Genomic DNA, 18,445 nt, shown 5'->3' with positions numbered 1-18,445 from the left:
GGATCGGTCAGTTTGTCGAAATACGGTCGCACCCAGTAAAGATCCTCGGTCGATGCGGCGAGAGCCAGTAGTCGCTCCCGTTCGTCCTTGCTCGCCCCGCAGGACGCCAGGAACACCGCCACATCCACCAGCGGCAACGGGCGAACACCCGTCTCCAACCGTGAGATGTTGCTCGGCGCCCACTCCAGCCGCCGCCCCAGATGATGTCCGCTCATGTTCTGCTTCTTACGCAGAAGCCTCAGTTCGGTCCCCAGTTCGCGGCGTCGCGCCGTCGATTCCTCAGTCATTCGCCGACACTAGAACCGCTGCACCTGCCAGTGGCATAGGCCACGCCGGGATTCACCTCAACGGCGCCAGCGGTGCGGCACCCGCATCAGGCGACGGTGGGCCACGCTTTGCGCTCGATCAAAACCTGGCGCAGCAGATCGGGCCGATCGGTCACGATCCCGTGCACGCCGAGGTCGAGCAGCTCCCGCATCTGGTCGGCGTCGTTGATCGTCCACGTGTGGACCTCGATACCCGCCTTGTCCGCCGCGAGCAGGAAAGCCTTGTCCACAATGGTCAGTTTCCCCTGCCGCACCGGCACCTGCGCCATCGCGCCACGAGCGAGAGCACCCAAGTGCAGCAACGGAAGCCGCCCACCGGCCAGGATCGCCGCGACCGACCGCGGGCCCATCGACGTCACCAGCCTCGGTCCCGCCAGCTTCCGCATCTTCGCCAGCCGCGAATCCGAGAACGACGCCGCGGCCACCCGGTCGTACGCCCCGGCCCGCTCGATCGTCCGCAGGAACGGCCCGACCGCCGACGCCGTCTTCACGTCGATGTTCAGATGCGCCGACGGCAACTCTTCGAGCACGTCCTCGAGCCGCGCGATCGGCTCGCGGCCGCCGACCTTCGCGTGACGCACCTGATCCCACGTCTGCTGCGCGATGACGCCGGTACCGTCCGTCGTCCGGTCCAGCCGGGCGTCGTGATGCACCACGACCACGCCGTCCGACGTGGCGTGCACGTCGGTCTCCACGTACCGGTAGCCCTCGGCCACCGCCCGCCGGAACGAGGACAGGGAGTTCTCCATCCCGTCGAGCTCGTCGAGATGCCACCCGCGGTGCGCGAAGGCGCGGGGGTGTGGGGTCGCGAGGTATGGGTGTGTGGTCGCCACCCCCTCAGTCTGCCCTTTCGGCGTGGCCTGGGCACGAGCAGCTGGTGGCCAGCTAGGGTCTTCCGCGTGAGCGATGTGGCGGAGCAGACCGCGGCGACCCGTGAGGAACTGGTCGCGATGCGGCGTCCGGCCGCGCCGAAGCATTGTGGATGGTGTGGACGCCGGCTTCCCGAGAGCGGCAACGTCGGACGTCGCCGCCGCTATTGCGGCCAGTCCTGCCGTCAGCGCGCCTACGAACGCCGAGCCGCCGTCCAGCGCAGCGGCCTCCCTGAAGACGCCGTCGTCATGTCGGACACCGAGATCGCCACCCTCCAGGACCGGCTTTTCCAGCTCCGATGCGCCGCCGAGGACATCGTCACGGCCGCCGACGACGGCGCCGACCGCGAGGAGCTCCGCAAACTGGCCGACGAGATCGCCCGTGCGGCCAAGGAGCTCGAACAGCTCCGCTAGATCACCGTCCTGGAACCCCGGCAAGATCCGTCACGGTGACGAAACCCGGGATGGACCAGAGCCGGGCACCACAGGAGTAGCGGCCTGACCACGCAGGCCCCGCCGACTGATCGACGGGGCTTGCGTGGTCAGGCGTTGTCCGGCGGTGTGGCGCTGAACAACTCGACGAGCCGATCAACCGGCTTATCGCTGAAGCAGAGATCGATACCTTCGAGGGACTCCCGCGCCTTGACGGCACTTCGCGGGAACAGCGCCGCCTCATAGGCGGCCAGGGCCTTCTCCGTTTCGCCGGGGTGCTCGGCGATCGCCAGACCGAGGAGCGCCCCGTCCAGCATCGCCAGGTTCGCGCCTTCCCCCGCGAACGGCGACATCACGTGGGCGGCGTCGCCCAGCAGCGTCACGCCCGCGACCCGGTCCCAGCGGTGGCCGACCGGAAGTGCGTTGATCTTGCGCGGCACCAGTGGGCCGTCCGCGTTGGCCACCAGCGCCTTCAAGCTGTCATCCCAGTCTTCGAACTCCGCGAGCACCTTCGTCTTCGAGGCCTCGACGTCGTTGAAGTCGATCGTGTCCAGCCAATCCTCGGAGGTCCGGATCGCGGTGTAGATGTGCGCGGTGCCGCTGGTCGTGCGGTGGCCGAGGAACCCCTTGCCGCCCTCCAGCGCGAACAGCGCGCCGCCGCCGACGATGGCGGCCTCCTTCGGGTGCCGGGCATCGGCGTCGAGCAGGTCGGCTTCGACGAATGAGATACCGGTGTAGGCCGGCCGGGCATCGGAGAGCAGCGGCCGGATCTTGGACCAGGCACCGTCCGCGCCGACGAGCAGGTCGGTGGTGACGGTGGCGCCGTCGGCGAAGGTCACTTCGTGCCGGCCGTCGCCCAGGGCACGGGCGGCGGTGATCTTGGCGCCCCACCGGATCGTCCCCTCGGGCAGTGAGTCGATCAGCAGGTCGCGCAGCTGCCCGCGGTCGACCTCCGGGCGGTCGCCGGTGCCGTCGTCGATGTTGTCCCAGTGGACCGTCCCGGACTTGTCCAGGACCCGCTCGCTTTCCCCGCCCGGATGCACCAGCGCACGGAACCCGTCGGTGAGTCCGGCGTGGTGCAGCGCGACCTGGCCGTTTTCGGTGTGGATGTCGAGCATGCCGCCCTGGGTGCGGGCGTAGCGGTCGGCCTCCAGGTCGAAGACGGCGGCCTGGAGGCCATGCACGTGCAGGACGCGGGCGAGGGCGAGGCCTCCGAGCCCGGCCCCGACGACGAGGATGGGGTGGTGGGTGTTGGTCATGATGGCTCTCCTTGGTGTTGTGTCAGGCTTGCGAGGCGGCGCGGCCCGGCTCTTTCGCAGTGGGCTTAGCCGGCAGCGGGGTGTGGGCGATGCCGCCTAGCAAGGCCTCCACGAACCAGGCGAGACGGCGGGGCCCCGGGCCGTCGAAGATCAGATCGTGGAGTTGGTGCAGGCGCGGGTAGGCCTCTTCGGCAGCCACCGCATACGTGCGCTCGGTGCGGCCGATCACATCGCCCTGCTCGCCCCACGCGCTCTTCTCGGCGGCCGTCGCCGTCATCTGGAGCAACAGCAGGTCGATTCCCCACGCGGCGCGCTCTGGGAGCACGCCGGCCTCAAGCAGGCCGTCCAGCAGGATCTCGTTGAGCCGCATCCAGTTCTCGCCCTCGGGCATCGTGGTCGCGGCGATCTGCGCCAGCCCTTTGCGCGCGAGCAGGATCCGCAGGTAGGACTCCAGGACCCACTTGACCCGCTCGAGCGGAGCCTGATCCGTGACCGGCGCGGCGATCTCGCCGAGCGCCTTGTCCAGCATGAGGGCGTGGAGATGATGCAGGTTCTGCACGTAGACGTAGAGCGAGGCTGAGCCGGTGTCCAGCACTGTGGCGATCTTGCGCAGGCTCAGGTTGGCCAGGCCTCCGCCATCGAGCAGGTCGAGCCCGGTTTGGACGATGGCCTCCCGGCTGAGGGGGGCTTTGGCCGGCCGATCGCGCCGGCTCTTCGGTACATGTGCAGGGGTTTCGGCCATAACGGAACGATAGCAGGGGAACGATCACCGCTCGTTACGAGCACCGCTCGTTAGCGTCTCATCTGCGCAGCAGCGTCTCCGCCAGAGGCTCCCGGGCTCAAGAGCCGAGTACGCCGTCGAGGGCTTGGTAGGTGCGGTTGCTCGCGACCGCGGCCCGCTGCTCCCGGCCGGTCGCCTCGATGTAGTTCTGGCTCGTGGCGAGGCTGGCGTGGCCGAGCAGGGTCATGATCTCCGACGCCGTTGCGCCGTCCTCGGCGAGTCTGGTCGCGAACGTGTGCCGCAATGCGTGGAGGTTCGCGCCGACCGGGACGCGGTCATGCAACCCGGCCCACCGATAACAGGACTTCACGAGATACTCGAGCCCGCCGCGGCCGATCGGCTCGCCCGCGCGATCCAAGAGCAACGGCGTCGAGCGACCGAACCGCTCGTGCGGGAACCGGCGCCGGCAGGATTCGAGGTACGCCTCGATGATCTTCTCCATGACCGGCTGCACCGGGATCGATCTGTCACGGCTGCCCTTGCCATGGACGTGCAGTCGCATCTCGCCCGGCCGCCCGGCGAGCGAACGGGCCGTCAGCGTGCGCATCTCGGCCGACCGCAGGCCCGCGACCAGCCCGAGCGCGATCACCAGGACGTCTCGTTCTGGCCAGGGATCCCGGGCTTGCCGCGCCCCGCCGGCGGCCGCGGTGAGGAGCCGCTCGGGCGTATCTTCACCCCGTAGTGGCTTCGGAACCAGGGGAGGGGCCTTCGGTCGCGCGACCGCGCCCATCGGGTTCCCGGCCAGCAAGCCGTCGGAAACGCAGAAGGTCAGGAACTGGTTCCAGGTCGACCACGCGCGCAGCACGGAACTCTTGGCGTGCCCGTCGGCGAAGGCTCCGAAGGCCGTGCGTAGGGCCTGAGCTGTGAGATCTTCGACGGACAGGTCGTCGGGGGAGTCGGACAGGAGCGCGGTGATGCCCGCCAGGTCGCGGCGGTAGGCGTCGGTGGTGTGCGGGGAGTCCTTCCGTGGTCGGCGAGCGGCGAAGAACGCCTGCTGTGCTTCAAGAACCTTCATGTGGATCTTGTACAGCACGGCACCGACAGTCCTGGAAGTAGCGACGGGTAGTTGCTTGCCGCATGCAAGTAATTACGCCCCTTGCACTCTGCAGTTTGCTGCATAATAGCGATTATGCATGACAGACCTGTCCAGAAGGGGCTGAGCCCACTCGGGGGACAACGGCTCGCCGTCCGCCCGATTTGCCCCTATGTGACCTTTTGCCGACACGGGCACGTCGTGCCAGCTTAGAGCGTTGCCCGCAGCCATCCACCCGCCAGGAAGCTATCGGGGGCCAGTGGGCGGCCCGGCAAGGTCAACATCGACGTTCTCCGAGACTCCGTTTACCCAGACTTATTCGTCACTGTGACGTTTTAACGTCGACTCACAGCACGTCCCGCCGCACCCATCTGTCAACCTCCCGAGCACTTCTCCTAGGGAGTCCAGGCCGCTGTCTTACTTGGTGGAAGGTCCGTGAAGGCCTCCTTCACAGCGTCAGGCGCCGTGAAGGAGGCCTTCACGGATGACTGCGAACAATCTGGCGCATCGGCGGGTTCTGGGCCCCTCCTGGGCTGATATCCCCAGGTCGGCATAACGCCGATAAGCTACATTATGTTAAGTAACGAGTTGCGGCCTCACCCCCGCGGCACGTGATTGAGCCGTGCCGCCTGTCGGGTGAGATGGTTACGTTCGGCGAGGTTGGAGGCGGACCGGGCGGCGTCGGCGTACAACCTCGCCGCGGCCGGCAGGTCGCCCGCCTTCTCGTGGAGGTATGCCGACGCCGCGGTGTGGCGAGGCAGGTCAGGGTCCACGGTGGCCAAAGCCGCGAGCCCCGCCCGTGCCCCATCGGCCTCGCCGACCGCGACGGCCCGGTTGAGCTGCACGACCGGACTGCCGGTGAGCCGGAGCAGCTCGTCGTACCAGCTGACGATCTGCACCCAGTCGGTCTCCTCGGCACGAGGCGCGTCGGCGTGCAGGGCGGCGATGGCGGCCTGGGCCTGGAACTCACCGAGTCGGTCACGACCCAGCGCTGTCTGCAGGACGTCGACGCCCTCGGCGATGAGCCGGGTGTTCCAGCAGGAACGGTCCTGCTCGTTCAGCGGAACCAGGCTGCCGTCGTGCCTGGTCCGCGCCGGGCGCCGGGCGTGGTGCAGCAGCATCAACGCCAGCAGCCCCGCGGTCTCCTCGTCCTCGGTCATCGACGCCAGCTCCCGGGTGAGCCGGATCGCCTCCGCGGCCAGGTCGACGTCGCCGGTGTAGCCCTCGTTGAAGACCAGGTAGAGCACCCGCAGCACCGTCGCCAGGTCGCCTGCCTCCTCGAACCGCACGCCACCGACCGTCCGTTTGGCCCGGCTGATCCGCTGCGCCATCGTCGCCTCCGGCACGAGGTAGGCCTGGGCGATCTGCCGGGTCGTCAAACCGCCGACGGCGCGCAGCGTGAGGGCCACCGCGGAGGCCGGGGTCAGCGACGGGTGGGCGCACAGGAAGAAGAGCTGCAACGTGTCGTCCGCGGCCTCGGCCGGTCCTGGCGGTGGCTCGGCCTCGGCCCGCTGCTCACGGTCGCGACGGGAGGCCTCGGAGCGGTGGGCGTCGAGGAACTTGCGCCAGGCGACCGTGACCAGCCAGCCCTTCGGGTCGGCGGGCCGCCGGTCCGGCCAGGTCAGCGAGGCCTGGATGAGTGCCTCCTGCACGGCGTCCTCGGCCGTCGCGAAGTCGACTCCGCGATGTACGAGGACGCCGATCACGGCGGGAGTCAGCTGCCGCAGCAGCAGTTCGTCCATCACCTGATTCTGCCCTGGCCGGTCCGGGTCACTCCGTGACCGTCGGCGGCTCGGTCAGGAACGGGCGCAGCTCAAGCCACTCGTGGATCGGCTTGCCGCCGGCCCCGGGGGCTGCCGACAGCTCGCCGGCGAGCGTGAGCGCGCGCTCGTAGGTGTCGACGTCGATCACCATCCAGCCGGCGATGAGGTCCTTGGTCTCCGCGAAGGGCCCGTCGGTGACCGGCGGGCGGCCCTCCCCGTCGTACCGGACGAACGTGCCCTCTGGCGAGAGCGCCTGGCCGTCGACGTACTCACCGGTGCCCTCGAGGCGGGTGGCGAAGTCGCCCATGTACTGCATGTGGTCCGCGATCTCCCCCGGGGTCCACTGGTCCATCGGTACGTTGTTGACGGCGTCAGGGGCGCCGCGGTAGTGCTTGAGAAGCAGGTACTTCGCCATGGTGGGTCTCCTTGGTGTGGTGCGGCCTTGGTGGCCGCTTCTGCCCCTGGGACGGAGCCGCCGGGCCGGTCTCGACATCCTCGGCCAAATTCTTTTCGAGCACATCTTGGCGCGCTGTTACGCTCCGCGAACAAGATCGGCTACCGCGGGGGTTGAGTGATTTGGGTTTCCAGGCGTCACCGGGTCTCATCCGGCAGTTCGGCGGCATCCTCGACAAACAGGAAAAGCACTCCGAGGTCGCCTCGACCTACGTCAACGACAATCTCGGCATCTCCGACCGTGACGACGGGCTGATCGCGGAATTCCTCACCTCGCACGACGCCCTGCAATCGCAGGTGAAGACGGCGATCCAGCAGTTGACGGCGGTGTGCAAGGAAGACGCGCTTTCGTTGCGGGAAGCCGCGAAGTACTACGAGACGACCGACCAGGCTGAGGCCGAGCGCTTCGACAACGCCTATCCCGGGAAAGACGCGCCGACCGTCCCCACCTTCGTCGGCCCGTTCATCCTCCAGGAAACGATGGTTCCGGAAGGTCGCCTTTCGCCGCCGAAGGAACCGGACGAGTTCCAGGATCCGATGGCGGTGGTGAACGCGATCAGCAACTTCTTCAGTCCCGGCTATTGGACCCAGGAAATCCTCGATGTCCTCATCCATGTGCGTCCCGCCGATCAGGTCAGCGAGTGGATCGCGGGTGACTGGACGGCGTTCGCCAAGTGTGGCAGCGCGTTCAACTCGCTGGGGTTCTTCTGCAGCGACGTCGGTGTCAACGTCAGGGACAACCACCAGCTCCTTCTTCGGGCTTGGAGTGGCAAGGCGGCCAACGCGTCGTTGGAGTACTTCCAGCGCCTGAGCGGTTCCTTGGAGGAGCACAAGCAGGCGTTCGAGAAGCTGCGGGACAACTACCACAAGGTGGCCCTGGCGGTGTGGGAGTTCTCCGAGGTCGCGGGCGCCCTGGTGCAGACCATCTATGACGAGGTGTTCTGGATCGTCGCCGAGCTCGTGGCCGGTGGGGTCATGGCCGAGACGGTGATCGCTCCCGCCATCCTGTGGTCGGTGGCGGCGTGGCAGTGCATCCAGGTCGCGAAGGCCTGGGGCAAGATCGGCGAGCTGTTCGACACGGTCCAGAACATCACCAGGATCGCCCACGCCGAGATCCTGATGGTGATGAGTGACCAGGGCGGCTTCAAGGCCCATCCGCTCCCCGGCTCGTACCAGCACCCAGCGGTGAAATGAGGATCATGACCGAGGAACCTTTCGCGGAGTTCTCCCCCGGGCTGACCCGGCACCGGCGTCAGTTGCTGCAGAAGCTTGCCGAGAACACGAAGAGTCCCGAGCTGGCGGAGATGGCGAAGGGTTTGCTCGCGGGTCGGCTCACGCCCAGTGGGATCGTGACCTCTGGGGTGTACGACGAGGCGTTGGGCAGTGGCGTGCGCGCGTTCAGTTCGTGGTATTCCACGGCTTCCGAGCACGAGAAGCAGGACGCGGCGCGTAACGGCGAGGCGAAGCTGGAGCAGTTGGCCGAGGACGAACGTGCCGGTGTGCCCGATGGCGGTCCCGCCGCCCCGCCGGCGCCGCCGGTGTCTCCGCCGCCTCGCCGCCGCAGGGGCGGCGAGGACGACGACCACAACTACGACAGCCTGGATTGGCTGGGGTAAGGGCTACTCCCCTGTCTTGCGGGCCAAAAGGTAGGCCTGCGGGGTCTTCTCCAGCTCGCCGGGTTCGCGCACGAGTCGTGCGTCCACGACGATCCCGACCTTGCTCAGCAGGTCGGTGATGTGGTCGGGCGACAGCCGGTACGCGTAGGCCGAGAGTTCATGGCCGTAGGCCTGTTGGATGTGCCTGCGTTCGTTTTCGCCGACCTGGAACGCCATCAACAGCTGCCCGCCCGGCGCCAGCACCCGCGCGAACTCCGCGAAGATCTTCGGCAGCAGCTCCGGTGGCGTGTGGATGATCGAGTACCACGCGACGACCCCACCCAGTGCGGCATCCTTGATGTCCAACGCCGTCAGCAGGCCCTCGTCGAAACGCAGATCGGGATACATGCTGCGCGCCACCGCGATCATCCCCGGTGACAGGTCGACGCCGAACGCGTTCAGCCCCAGCGAGTGTAGGTGTTCGGTCACGCGGCCGGGTCCGCAGCCGAGATCGCCGACCTCGCCGTTTCCGTCTGCCTTGACGCGGTCGGCGAAGGCGCCGAGCATCGCGCGGTCCAGTGGGCTCTCCGCGAGGTTGTCGCGCAGGAGTTCGGCGTAGTCGGCGGCGACGGTGTCGTAGGCGATGCGGGTGGTGTTCAGGTAGGAGGGTTCGGTCATGGCGTAGACCGTATCGCGCCTCTCCCCTGGCTCAGGATGGCGTAGGTGCTGCCGTGGGCGTGCACGGTCCCGCCGAGTTCCTCGATGGTCTTGTGGAGTGCTTTCTTAAGCGTGGCAAGGCTTTCTGGTGCGAGGCGTTGGTGGTCGCTGAAGGTGGCGGCCATGCCGATCCATTCGTCGGCGGTCAGTGCGCGTTCCCAGTGGTAGGTCTTCGTCTCCCCTGGCGCGAATTGGCCGTCCTTTGTGGAGGGTTCGGTGATGTTCTGTGGGCCGCGGGCGTGGGGGTCGGCGCTGGGGGCGTGCTCGCGGTAGACGGTGTCGAAGGCGTCGGCGACGTGGTCGTCGAGGAGGTGGTAGTTCCAGAGCCGGGCGAAGGTGCCGCCGGGGCGCAGTAGTGCGGCGGCTTTGGTGAGGCCTTGGGTGGGTTCGATCCAGTGCCAGGCGTCGCTGCAGGTGATGAGGTCGAAGCGGCGTCCGGTGTCGTCCCAGGTTTCGAAGGCGGAGAGTTCGACGGGGATGCCGTGGCCGCGGGCGACTTCGGCCATGCGTTCGTCGAGTTCGACGCCGAGGACGTCCAGGCCGCGCCGGGTCAGGGCGGCCGCGACTCTGCCGGTGCCGCAGCCGACGTCGAGCACCTGACTCGGGTTCAGTGCGACGAGGTCGTCGATGAGGGCTGGGGCGCAGGTGGGGCGGTAGCGGTCGTACTGCTCGGCGATCGAGCCGAAGGACTCGGCTCGATCGCGGTCGAGGTGCAGTTCGTTCGAGGTCACCTGGCGATGATCGTCAGCGCAGGTGGTGTTTGTCCATCCAGTTCGCCAGTGTTGCGGCGATCGCGTCGGGTTGGTCTTCGGGGGTGTGGTGCCCGGCGAGTCCGTGTTTCTCGACTTCGAGGTTCGCGATGTGCGTGGTGCACCAGTCGATCATGTCGGGGGTCATCATCGTGCCGACGCCGGGTTCGAAGGTGAGGAACAGTTTGGGGATGTCGGTGCTGGTGGCGAGCCAGGCGTCGTAGGCGGTGATCCGGGCGACGACGTCGGCGGGGTCGCCGTCCAGTGGCATGGCGCGGGGCCATTGCAGCAGTGGCCGGCGGCTTTCCCTGGTGGGGTACGGCTTGCGGTAGGCGTCGAGGTCTTCTTGGGTGAGCGTGGTGACGACGGTGGCGGGCAGGCCTTGTTCGATGAAGACGTTGTCGTCGAGGATCATCGTTTCGCCTACTCCCTTGGTCCGGATCGCTTCGAACAGCGGGCGGCCGCCTTCGGGGAATTCCTGCCAGGTCATGGGTTTCACGATGGTTTCGGTGAACGCGACGCCGCGGACGCGGTTCGGGTGGCGGGCGGCCCAGTCGAAGGCGAGTGTGCCGCCCCAGTCGTGGCCGACGAGGGCGACGTTGTCGAGGCCGAGTGCGTCGAACCAGGCGTCGAGGTAGCGGGAGTGGTCGTCGAAGGTGTAGTCGATGTCCGGTTTGCCGGACTCCCCCATGCCGATGAGGTCGGGGGCGAGGCGTCGGCCGGGGTCGCCGACGGCGGGCAGGATGTTGCGCCAGAGGTAGGACGAGGTCGGGTTTCCGTGGAGGAAGACGATCGGGGCGCCGGTGCCGAGTTCTTGGTAGTGGATGGTGGAGCCGAGGACGGGTGCGGTGGGCATGGTGGTTCTTCCTGGTCAGCTGAAGGCGGCGGTGTTCTGGGTGGCCCACTGGGCGAAGGTGCGAGGTGGGCGGCCGAGGAGGTGTTCGATGTCGGGGCTGACGCGTTGTTCGTCGGCTGTCGGGTCGCCGAGGACGGCGAGGGTGGCGTCGGCGACCGGTTCGGGCATGAATCGCAGCATGTCGGCGCGGGCTTGGTCGCGGGTTTGCTCGACGAAGCGGACGGGGGTGCCGAGTGCGTCGCCGATCGTGTGGGCTTGTTCGCGTGGGGAGATCGGGGCCGGGCCGGTGAGTTCGTAGGTGCGGCCGGTGTGTCCTGGTTCCCGCAGTACGGTGGCCGCGACGGCGGCGATGTCGGCCGGGTCGAGCGTGGGGATCCGGATGTCGCCGAAGGGGGCTGGCGCCGTGTGGTGTGCGCGGATCGTGTCGGCCCACCCGAAGGTGTTGGTGTAGAAGCCTCCTGGGCGCAGGATCGTCCAGTCGAGGCCGGATTGCCGGACGGCGTTTTCGAACGCTCGCGGCTGTGGGTAGGCGTCGGGCCGGGTGCGGGCGCCGATCGAAGACAGCAGGACGACCAGTCCCACTCCCCTGGCTTTGGCGGCGTCGAGGATGGCGCGCGGGTTGTCGCCGAGGCACAGGAGGAAGAGGGCGTCGGCGCCTTCGAACGCGGTTTCGAGGCTGTCGGGGTCGGTGAGGTCGGCTTGCCGGTGGGTGTCGGACGGGCGCCGGGAAAGGGCGGTGACCTCTTCGCCTGCCTGGGTCAGTGTCTGGACGAGTGGTCGTCCGACGTTTCCGGCCGCTCCGGTTACTGCGATCATGTGCTGCTCCCCATGGTGTTCGGTCTCCATGGACAGTAGGAATCAGGCTTACTTTTGGTAAGGACGTACCTTGAAGTAAGGTCCCGGCATGCCGGAATGGACGCAGCCCACAGCCCAGGAGACCGCGGGTGGCTATGAGGTGTTTCACACCGACTGCCCGGCGCGCACGGTGCTCGACCACGTCACAAGCCGGTGGGGCGTGTGGGTCCTGATCGCCTTGCGGCCGAACGCGCTGCGGTTCTTCGAGCTGCGGCAGAGCATCGAGGGGATCAGCGAGAAGATGCTCTCCCAGACGCTGCGCACACTGGTCCGGGACGGCCTGGTCTGGCGCGCGGTGGAGCCGGCCACGCCGCCCCGGGTGACCTACGGGCTGACTCCGCTGGGCAAGGGCACGAGCGAGCCGCTGGCGGAGCTGTTCGGCTGGATCCGGGGCAACGTACTGGACATCCTGGCCGTGCAGGCGGAGTTCGACGAGGTCAGCTGAGCGCGGCCAGTTGACGAGGTCAGCTGAGCGCGGCCAGTTCGAGTCCGTGGAGGGTGTCGGGGTCGGCGAGCACGGTGATGCCGGTGATCCTGTTCATGGCGACGCTGTCGGCGCGGAGCACGACGTCGGGGTCGAGGACGGCGACGAGTGCGGCGAAGTCTCCCCCGCGGGAGGCGGCGAGGAAGGCGTCGACGACTTCGCGCTGACGTTCGACGTCGGGGACCGCGGGGGCGCCTTGGACGCGGCGGCGGGCGCGGCTGGCGAGCTGGCGTGCCGCTGTCGTGGAGCGGCCGACGATCGGGGCGATCTCGTCGAAGGGCATGGCGAACATGTCGTGCAGGACGAACGCGAGCCGCTCGGCGGGGGCGAGGGTTTCGAGGACGACGAGCAGGGCGAGACCGACGGAGTCGGCCAGGACGGCTTCGTGCTCCGGGTCGGCTCCGTCGATCGGCTCGGAGACGCCGTACTCGAGGGGTTCTTCGCGGCGTGTCCGTCGAGAGCGCAGCATGTCCAGGCAGACGCGGCCGACGACGGTGGTCAGCCAGCCGGCGAGGTTCTCGACGTCGCTGGTGTCGGCGCGGCTGAGGCGGAGCCAGCCTTCCTGGACGGCGCATTCTCTCGTGGTGGTCTGTCGTCCGTTCGTAGCAGTGACGAACGGGCCCGGGAGAATGTGACTAGTGGTGCAGGGTGCCGATGACGATGGTGGCGTCGAGCTCGTCGGAGCTGGTGATCCGGGGGCTCAATCCGTTGCGGGCGAAGGTTTCCGCGGTGCTCGCGGCCTGGCGTTCGCTGGTTTCGATCAGCAGGTGCCCGCCCGGGGCGAGCCACTGGGTGGCTTCGGCGGCGACGCGTCGTTGGACGTCGAGGCCGTCGGCGCCGCCGTCGAGGGCGACCCGGGGTTCGTGCAGGCGGGCTTCCGGGGGCATCAGGCCGATCGCTTCGGTGGGGACGTAGGGCGCGTTGACGGCGAGGATGTCGACGCGACCGCGGAGGGTGGCGGGCAGTGGTGCGTAGAGGTCGCCTTCGTACACGTGGCCGAGTGCGGCGGGGATGTTGTCGCGGGCGCAGCGGACGGCGGCGGGGTCGATGTCGGCGGCGTGGAGTTCGGTGCGGTCCAGTGTCGCGGCGAGCGCGGCGCCGACCGCGCCCGAGCCGCAGCAGAGGTCGACGACGACGGCTCCCGGCGGGGCGAGGGCGGCGGCTTGGTGGACGAGGAACTCGGTGCGGCGGCGGGGCACGAACACGCCCGCCTCCACGGTGATCCGGAGGCCGCAGAACTCCGCCCAGCCCAGGACGTGTTCCAGGGGCAGGCCCGCGAGGCGGCGGTCGACCATGTCGTCGAGTTCGGCCGGGGTGGTGGCGGTGGTGATGAGCAGTTGCGCTTCGTCTTCGGCGTAGACACAGCCGGCGGCGCGCAGCCTGGTGACGATCAAGGTGGAGGTGAGCACGGACGGGGAGACGGTCATGAGAGCGAGCCTTTCGGGATACCGAAGGGGGCTCTCACGGCTCACCTACGCCGGGCGGACCGCACGGCCATGAGGTGAGAGCACCCCGCTTGTGTCAGCGGTAATGGGTCTCACCTCCTCGGTACGTCCACTGCTGGAGAGCCCAGCCTAGCGCGGGCCGATGGTGGCTCGTCGGCGGGATTCGGGAAGATGGGGCATGAGCGAACTTCCCGGGGCGATCCGGTTGCCGGACGGTGGCTGGATTCGTGGCAGAGGACTGCGTCGGCCCGCACCGGTGGGTGTCCCCGACCATGGCCTGTATCTGGGCAGCCGGCGGATGCGCCGTGAGTACGACGCCGGGCTGACGTGGCCGCACGAGTGGGTCGAGTGGCCGGACTTCCTCCTCCCCCGCGACCGCGCGGACGCTGTCGCGAAGATCGGTGCGCTGCATGAGCACACGCTGGCCGGGCGGGCTGTCGAGGTCGCCTGTGGTGGTGGCGTCGGCCGGACGGGCACGGTCGTCGCGTGTCTGGCCGTGCTGGGCGGGGTGGATCCGGCCGACGCGGTCGGGTGGGTGCGGGCGAACTACCACCCGCGGGCCGTGGAGACGCCGTGGCAGCGCCGGTGGGTCATGGCGTTTTCGTAGCCAGGATGTCCAGGTAGTGCGGGTTGTACATGATGCCGAGGATGTTGCCGAACGGGTCGACGACGGACGCGGTGACGAACCCGGCTTCGCGCGGGGTGATCGGTTCGTGTTCCTTGGCGCCCAGGGAGATGAGCTTGCCGAGGGTGGCGTGGATGTCGTCGACGTGCCAGAACAGGACGGCGCCGGCGGGGCCGTTCGCGGTGCTGTGCGGTGCGTAGCGGCTGTCGATGAGGCCGAGTTCGTGCTGGTAGTCGCCGACGCGGAACTCGACGTAGGCGGGCGGGCCGTCCAGGGGCGCTGGAAGTACGGCTCGACGCCGAGTAGCTCGGTGTACCAGCGTGTCGCTTCGGTCATGTCGTCGGTGAAGTACGAGACGGTGGCGAATCGATGTGGAGGCGCTGGTACTCGACCCCTGTTACCGTGGCACCGACGTCGAGCGTGACGCGCGCGAGCTGCCCTGCCCGGTCGAGTGGCACGGCGGTTTCCGGCTCTCCGTCGAGGAGTTACGACGTCATCCCACCTACCGCGGGCCGGAGTATGTCGAGCTCGGCGCGACGCTGGCGCGGGACGGGCACCTGGATCCGGAGATCCTCGGCGACGCGTCCCGCACCGGCCGCCACGACGAGCAGGCGCTCAAGCGGGTCTGGCACTACCTCGCGCGTTTTGGGTTCTGAGCGCGCAGGAAGTCCAGGATCGGCGGCGCTTCGCCACCGATGAAGTGCCCGGCCTCGGGCAGGACAACGACTTCGGCGTGCGGTACGGCGTGCTCGAAACGGCGCTGAGTGCCGCGGGCGTCGATCATGGCGTCGCGCGCACCGAGCAGCACCAGCGTAGGAATCCTGAGGCCGCGCAACGTGTCCTCGTCGAAGAGCGGGACCGGCTCGAGGCGGGGCTTGAAGTGCTTGAACACGAGCATGACGAACTCGGCCGCGGTCGACTCACCCAGCTCGGCACCGCCGGCGACGAGCAGTTTCCGGCGCAACCCCCAGTCGCCGAGCATGCCGAGGAACAGGAGCTTGACCAGGATCGCGGTCTTGAACTTGCCGACACCCGCGGGATTGAGCAGCGCCAGCCGTTCGACGCGGTCCGGGCGGCGTGTCGCGTAGTCCAGCGCGAGCAGGCCACCGAGCGACACGCCGACCATCGGCGCGCTCGCCAGGCCGAGTCCGTCCATGACGTCGTCGAGCCACAGCATGTGCTCCTCGGTGTCCAGCGGCGGACGAGAGGGCGAGCTCAGGCCGGGCTCGCCGATCACGTCGACGACGTACATCCTGAAATGCTGTGCCAGGCTCGGGACGGCGCTCGCCCACGTCAACGCGTTGCCGCCCGCGCCGTGCAGGAGCAGCAGCGGTGGCGCGGACTCCGGGCCGGACACGACGACGAAGGTCTCACCCTCACGGGTCGGGATCCGCAGCTGCTCATGGGGAGTGGGCCAATGCTCAAGGAGCTCGCGGTAGCGCCGCTCGACCTCGCGGCCACCGGCTTCGGTCTTGTAGACGGCGCTCATCGGTCCGCTCCGATCACGAGGTCGACCATCTGGAGCAGCTTCGCGGTGTCGGACGGCGAGCCGAGCAGGATGACCTTCAACCGGCCGCGGACCTCGTCGTAGGAGGTCTCGATATGCAGGGGTTCGTCCTCGGCCCCACGGTGAGAGGTGGCGGCCATGAGCAAGGTCGCGAGGCGGTGGACGTCGTCCGGGCCGATGGCGTCGATCTGCACGATGCTGGAGACCTCGGCGTGGCGTTCGCGGCTCGCCGTCACGCGGACGGGCGGTTCGAGCTGCCCGCCGGTCAGTTCTTCGAGGTCTTCGTGGGAGATGCGGTACTGCTTGCCGATGCGGGTCGCCTTGAGGCGGCCTTCGCGGACGTAGTTGCGCACCGTGCGTACGTGGAGGCCGAGGAGGTTCGCGACCTCGTCGACCGAATACAGCTGCTGAGACATGTCCGTTTCCTAAGAGGAGGTGCGCCGAAGTGCGCTAAAAGCACTTTAGACACGTCCCCTTAGGGAAGGATAGAGGAAAAATCGGACACCTTCAGTTCTTGGCTGTGATCACGGCCGCCCAGGCGTCGCTGATCCGACCGGCGAGCTGACCCGCGGCCATGAGCTCCTCGGGAGTGGAATTGGCGATCCACTCGGCCGAGGTTCCCTCGCGCAGCCTGCCGCCGAGGTAGTCCCCCAAGGCGGTCAGGCCCATTTCCCAGCCGGCGCCCAGGCCCCACATGTCCGGCCCGGCGTTGACGATGATCTCGGGCGGCACCGGGGAGTGCTCGAGGGTGAAGACCGTGGTGTCGCCCTCGGGGGTCAGCATGAGCAGCACGTCGCTGGTGCCGCCGCCGAACTCCCAGGTCAGCCCGATCTCGCGGGGCTTCTCGCAGCGCACGATCTCGCCGCTGGCGTTGCCTTCCAGGCTGTAGCGGCCGCCGACGTGCAGGTCCCCGGTGATCGGCAGGAACCAGCGGGCGAGTCTTTCAGGGTCGGTGAGCGCGTCCCAGACATCGTCGACGTCGGCGTTGTACACCCGGCGGATCGCCAGGACCTTGAGTCCGCTGTCGTGGTCACGCAACTCGCGCCCGGTGTCCGCGATGGGGTCGGAGGTGTCACTCATGGGGTTTCTCCTTTGAGTCGCCGCTCGCGTTTGCCGCGAGCCAGTTCGGTGGCCAGTGCGTCGAGGTGCGGGGTCCAGAACCTGCGGTAGTGCTCCAGCCAGAGGTCGATCTCCCGCAATGGCGCGGGGTCGACGGAGTAAAGGCGGCGGGTGCCCTCCGCGCGGACGGTGGTGAACCCGTTGTCGCGCAGCACTCGCAGATGCTGGGACACACCCGGCTGGGAGATCCCGAACTCCCGCTGGACGACCGCGCTGACGTCGCCGGCGGCCAGTTCGCCGTCGGCGAGCAGTTCCAGGATGCGGCGGCGGACCGGGTCGCCGAGGACATCGAACGCGTGCACCGGGCAATACTAAAAGGCGCTACTTATATAAGTCAAGGCTAAAGCTTGAGCTCCCAGACGACGTCGGTCCCGGCCTCGCCGCGGATGCTCTGCCTGGCCATCTCGACGAAACCGAGACGCCGGGGTACCGCTTCACTGGCAACATTCGTCACGTCGTGCCAGATCTCCACCCGCGTGATCCCGGGCAGCAGCGCCGCCTGCTCGACGAGCAGCGACGACGCGATCGTCGCCAGGCCCCGGCCGGTGTGCGCGGGATGCAGCCAGTACCCGAGCTGCAGCACACCCCCGATGGGCGGCCGCATCAGCGCGCACGACCCGGCCACCACGCCGTCCTCGGTGATCGCGTACCCGTAGGCCTTGCCGGAGGCCCAGCGATCCCGGGACTGCGCCAGGAACTCCGCGGCCGCGTCACGGTCGTAGGAGTCCGTCGCCCATTTCAGCCACGGCCGCAGATGCGGCAGCGACTCGGCGACGACCCGGTGCACGAGGTCGACGTCGTCGGCACGCCAGCGGCGCAGCCGGACCGGGCCGCGGGTGAGGAGCTCAGCGGGATGTTCCAACGCGGGTGACTCCTAGAGGAAGCGGACTATTTCTTCGAGCACGTCCGGCGCCGACACCAGAACGTAGCCCGCGAGCATCCCGGGGATCAGCAGAATCACCACTTTGCGCAGCTGCGCCCGGCTCCGGTGTGCGGAGACGGCGATGACGAGCAACGCCAGGCAGGTCGCGACGATCATGCCGACGTCGACCGTGCACTGGGACTTCCGGTACGTGTCGGCGAGCAGCAGCCCGGCCGCGCCCGCGCGGTGGTGATCGCCCCCGGCCAGTCCTCGCGCCCGATCCGGGAGAACGCGACCCCCAGCACGACACCGGCGACCACCGCCAGTACGCACCACAGGATCACCGTGTCCGGGTCGACGCCGTAGGAACTGGCGGGGTACTTCAGGTCGTAGATGACGTCCCGGCCGAAGTAGAAACAGAGCACGCCGGCGATCAGTGCGACGACCGACGCCGTCGCCGCCTGTTTCGGCTCGCGGCGCGCCGAGACGGCGACCAGTAGCCCGGCCCAGATGGTGAAGCTGTGCGCGAGATCGCGGATACCGGTCGTGTAATAGGCCCAGGCCACGAAAATCCCGGCGGCGACGCCGAGCCCCGCGGCGAGCAGCAGATGTCGTATCCCGGCGTCGGCACGGATCTGAGTCACCGCGCCGATAGTGGCCTATCCGTGGTCGGTACCCGCGCCCAGGTCTGGGCTTTACCGCTTAAGCGGTAGGT

General features: G+C 68.4%; 25 protein-coding genes and 2 pseudogenes. 6 read left to right on the top strand and 21 right to left on the bottom strand.

Annotation, left to right across the window (positions count from 1 at the left end; translation table 11 throughout):
* Together VGP60_RS16930 and VGP60_RS16925 are read right to left on the bottom strand one after the other, a co-directional pair.
* Window positions 1-287 (bottom strand): helix-turn-helix transcriptional regulator (locus VGP60_RS16930; RefSeq protein WP_327548966.1); only part of this gene is annotated, 287 nt, incomplete at its 3' end.
* A gap of 86 nt (window positions 288-373) precedes the next feature.
* Entirely contained in the window at window positions 374-1,159 is a 786-nt protein-coding gene (locus VGP60_RS16925) for a glycerophosphodiester phosphodiesterase (protein ID WP_327548965.1), read from the bottom strand.
* Between the two features lie 117 nt (window positions 1,160-1,276).
* Between VGP60_RS16925 and VGP60_RS16920 the strand changes: the two genes are divergently transcribed.
* Entirely contained in the window at window positions 1,277-1,609 is a 333-nt protein-coding gene (locus VGP60_RS16920; protein WP_327548969.1) for a hypothetical protein, read from the top strand.
* Between the two features lie 128 nt (window positions 1,610-1,737).
* Here VGP60_RS16920 and VGP60_RS16915 read toward each other — a convergent pair whose 3' ends face one another.
* The 5 genes from VGP60_RS16915 to VGP60_RS16895 form a co-directional block, all read right to left on the bottom strand.
* Window positions 1,738-2,886, bottom strand: a complete 1,149-nt coding sequence (locus VGP60_RS16915) for an NAD(P)/FAD-dependent oxidoreductase (protein ID WP_327548964.1) — start codon at window positions 2,884-2,886, stop codon at window positions 1,738-1,740.
* A 22-nt stretch (window positions 2,887-2,908) separates the two neighbouring features.
* Window positions 2,909-3,628, bottom strand: coding sequence for a TetR/AcrR family transcriptional regulator C-terminal domain-containing protein (locus VGP60_RS16910; RefSeq protein ID WP_327548963.1), 720 nt, complete (start codon window positions 3,626-3,628; stop codon window positions 2,909-2,911).
* A 97-nt stretch (window positions 3,629-3,725) separates the two neighbouring features.
* Window positions 3,726-4,682 (bottom strand): tyrosine-type recombinase/integrase, encoded by a 957-nt coding sequence (locus VGP60_RS16905; RefSeq protein WP_414640363.1) that lies wholly within the window; start codon window positions 4,680-4,682, stop codon window positions 3,726-3,728.
* A gap of 614 nt (window positions 4,683-5,296) precedes the next feature.
* Window positions 5,297-6,442 (bottom strand): RNA polymerase sigma factor, encoded by a 1,146-nt coding sequence (locus tag VGP60_RS16900; RefSeq protein ID WP_327548961.1) that lies wholly within the window; start codon window positions 6,440-6,442, stop codon window positions 5,297-5,299.
* A 28-nt stretch (window positions 6,443-6,470) separates the two neighbouring features.
* Window positions 6,471-6,878 carry a YciI family protein gene (locus tag VGP60_RS16895; RefSeq protein WP_327548960.1) on the bottom strand — a complete coding sequence of 136 codons (408 nt, stop codon included), beginning with the start codon at window positions 6,876-6,878 and terminating at the stop codon, window positions 6,471-6,473.
* A gap of 152 nt (window positions 6,879-7,030) precedes the next feature.
* On the opposite strand from VGP60_RS16895, the gene VGP60_RS16890 reads away from it, so the two are divergent.
* Complete coding sequence (locus tag VGP60_RS16890; RefSeq protein WP_327548959.1) at window positions 7,031-8,110, top strand: hypothetical protein; 1,080 nt, start codon at window positions 7,031-7,033, stop codon at window positions 8,108-8,110.
* Window positions 8,111-8,115: 5 nt separating this feature from the next.
* Window positions 8,116-8,532 (top strand): hypothetical protein, encoded by a 417-nt coding sequence (locus VGP60_RS16885; protein WP_327548958.1) that lies wholly within the window; start codon window positions 8,116-8,118, stop codon window positions 8,530-8,532.
* 3 nt (window positions 8,533-8,535) lie between these two features.
* On the opposite strand, the gene VGP60_RS16880 is transcribed toward VGP60_RS16885, so the two are convergent.
* From VGP60_RS16880 to VGP60_RS16865, 4 genes are read right to left on the bottom strand one after another with little or no spacing between them, the layout of a single operon-like run.
* Window positions 8,536-9,189 carry a class I SAM-dependent methyltransferase gene (locus tag VGP60_RS16880; protein ID WP_327548957.1) on the bottom strand — a complete coding sequence of 218 codons (654 nt, stop codon included), beginning with the start codon at window positions 9,187-9,189 and terminating at the stop codon, window positions 8,536-8,538.
* Window positions 9,186-9,959, bottom strand: coding sequence for a class I SAM-dependent methyltransferase (locus VGP60_RS16875; protein WP_327548956.1), 774 nt, complete (start codon window positions 9,957-9,959; stop codon window positions 9,186-9,188). Before VGP60_RS16875 ends, VGP60_RS16880 begins: the two co-directional genes overlap by 4 nt.
* 13 nt (window positions 9,960-9,972) lie before the next feature.
* Entirely contained in the window at window positions 9,973-10,833 is an 861-nt protein-coding gene (locus VGP60_RS16870) for a haloalkane dehalogenase (RefSeq protein WP_327548955.1), read from the bottom strand.
* Window positions 10,834-10,848: 15 nt separating this feature from the next.
* On the bottom strand, window positions 10,849-11,649 hold the full coding sequence (locus VGP60_RS16865) for an NAD(P)H-binding protein (RefSeq protein WP_327548954.1): 801 nt from the start codon (window positions 11,647-11,649) through the stop codon (window positions 10,849-10,851).
* 88 nt (window positions 11,650-11,737) lie between these two features.
* On the opposite strand from VGP60_RS16865, the gene VGP60_RS16860 reads away from it, so the two are divergent.
* Window positions 11,738-12,133: a helix-turn-helix domain-containing protein gene (locus tag VGP60_RS16860; protein WP_327548953.1), complete on the top strand. Its 396-nt coding sequence runs from the start codon at window positions 11,738-11,740 to the stop codon at window positions 12,131-12,133.
* Between the two features lie 19 nt (window positions 12,134-12,152).
* On the opposite strand, the pseudogene VGP60_RS16855 reads toward VGP60_RS16860, so the two are convergent.
* Both VGP60_RS16855 and VGP60_RS16850 read right to left on the bottom strand, forming a co-directional pair.
* Window positions 12,153-12,749, bottom strand: a pseudogene (locus VGP60_RS16855) (sigma-70 family RNA polymerase sigma factor); the annotation flags it as partial.
* A 58-nt stretch (window positions 12,750-12,807) separates the two neighbouring features.
* Window positions 12,808-13,599 (bottom strand): putative protein N(5)-glutamine methyltransferase, encoded by a 792-nt coding sequence (locus VGP60_RS16850; protein ID WP_327548952.1) that lies wholly within the window; start codon window positions 13,597-13,599, stop codon window positions 12,808-12,810.
* A gap of 196 nt (window positions 13,600-13,795) precedes the next feature.
* On the opposite strand from VGP60_RS16850, the gene VGP60_RS16845 reads away from it, so the two are divergent.
* On the top strand, window positions 13,796-14,224 hold the full coding sequence (locus tag VGP60_RS16845) for a protein-tyrosine phosphatase family protein (protein WP_327548951.1): 429 nt from the start codon (window positions 13,796-13,798) through the stop codon (window positions 14,222-14,224).
* On the opposite strand, the pseudogene VGP60_RS16840 reads toward VGP60_RS16845, so the two are convergent.
* Window positions 14,208-14,578 (bottom strand): annotated as a pseudogene (locus VGP60_RS16840) (VOC family protein). The gene VGP60_RS16845 and the pseudogene VGP60_RS16840 sit on opposite strands and share 17 nt — an antisense overlap.
* A gap of 35 nt (window positions 14,579-14,613) precedes the next feature.
* Between VGP60_RS16840 and VGP60_RS16835 the strand changes: the two are divergent.
* Window positions 14,614-14,898 (top strand): DUF3626 domain-containing protein, encoded by a 285-nt coding sequence (locus tag VGP60_RS16835; protein ID WP_327548950.1) that lies wholly within the window; start codon window positions 14,614-14,616, stop codon window positions 14,896-14,898.
* Here the strand turns inward: VGP60_RS16835 and VGP60_RS16830 are convergent.
* From VGP60_RS16830 to VGP60_RS16800, 7 genes are all read right to left on the bottom strand, one after another.
* Entirely contained in the window at window positions 14,874-15,731 is an 858-nt protein-coding gene (locus VGP60_RS16830) for an alpha/beta fold hydrolase (RefSeq protein ID WP_327548949.1), read from the bottom strand. The genes VGP60_RS16835 and VGP60_RS16830 overlap by 25 nt on opposite strands.
* On the bottom strand, window positions 15,728-16,165 hold the full coding sequence (locus tag VGP60_RS16825; protein ID WP_327548948.1) for a helix-turn-helix domain-containing protein: 438 nt from the start codon (window positions 16,163-16,165) through the stop codon (window positions 15,728-15,730). Before VGP60_RS16825 ends, VGP60_RS16830 begins: the two co-directional genes overlap by 4 nt.
* A 91-nt stretch (window positions 16,166-16,256) precedes the next feature.
* A complete protein-coding gene (locus tag VGP60_RS16820; protein ID WP_327548947.1) occupies window positions 16,257-16,829 on the bottom strand; it encodes an SRPBCC family protein in 573 nt (190 codons plus the stop codon).
* Complete coding sequence (locus VGP60_RS16815) at window positions 16,826-17,170, bottom strand: metalloregulator ArsR/SmtB family transcription factor (RefSeq protein WP_327548946.1); 345 nt, start codon at window positions 17,168-17,170, stop codon at window positions 16,826-16,828. The genes VGP60_RS16820 and VGP60_RS16815 overlap by 4 nt, the downstream gene beginning before the upstream one ends.
* Window positions 17,171-17,208: 38 nt before the next feature.
* Window positions 17,209-17,730 (bottom strand): GNAT family N-acetyltransferase, encoded by a 522-nt coding sequence (locus VGP60_RS16810; protein ID WP_327548945.1) that lies wholly within the window; start codon window positions 17,728-17,730, stop codon window positions 17,209-17,211.
* Between the two features lie 12 nt (window positions 17,731-17,742).
* Entirely contained in the window at window positions 17,743-17,907 is a 165-nt protein-coding gene (locus tag VGP60_RS16805; RefSeq protein ID WP_327548944.1) for a hypothetical protein, read from the bottom strand.
* Window positions 17,904-18,374, bottom strand: coding sequence for a DUF6518 family protein (locus tag VGP60_RS16800; RefSeq protein ID WP_327548943.1), 471 nt, complete (start codon window positions 18,372-18,374; stop codon window positions 17,904-17,906). Before VGP60_RS16800 ends, VGP60_RS16805 begins: the two co-directional genes overlap by 4 nt.
* Window positions 18,375-18,445: the final 71 nt, after the last annotated feature.

This window comes from Amycolatopsis sp. (assembly GCF_036008905.1).
Taxonomy (GTDB): Bacteria; Actinomycetota; Actinomycetes; order Mycobacteriales; family Pseudonocardiaceae; genus Amycolatopsis.
Note: the sequence above shows the minus strand (reverse complement) of the source record. Positions and strands in the feature narration are given on the sequence as shown.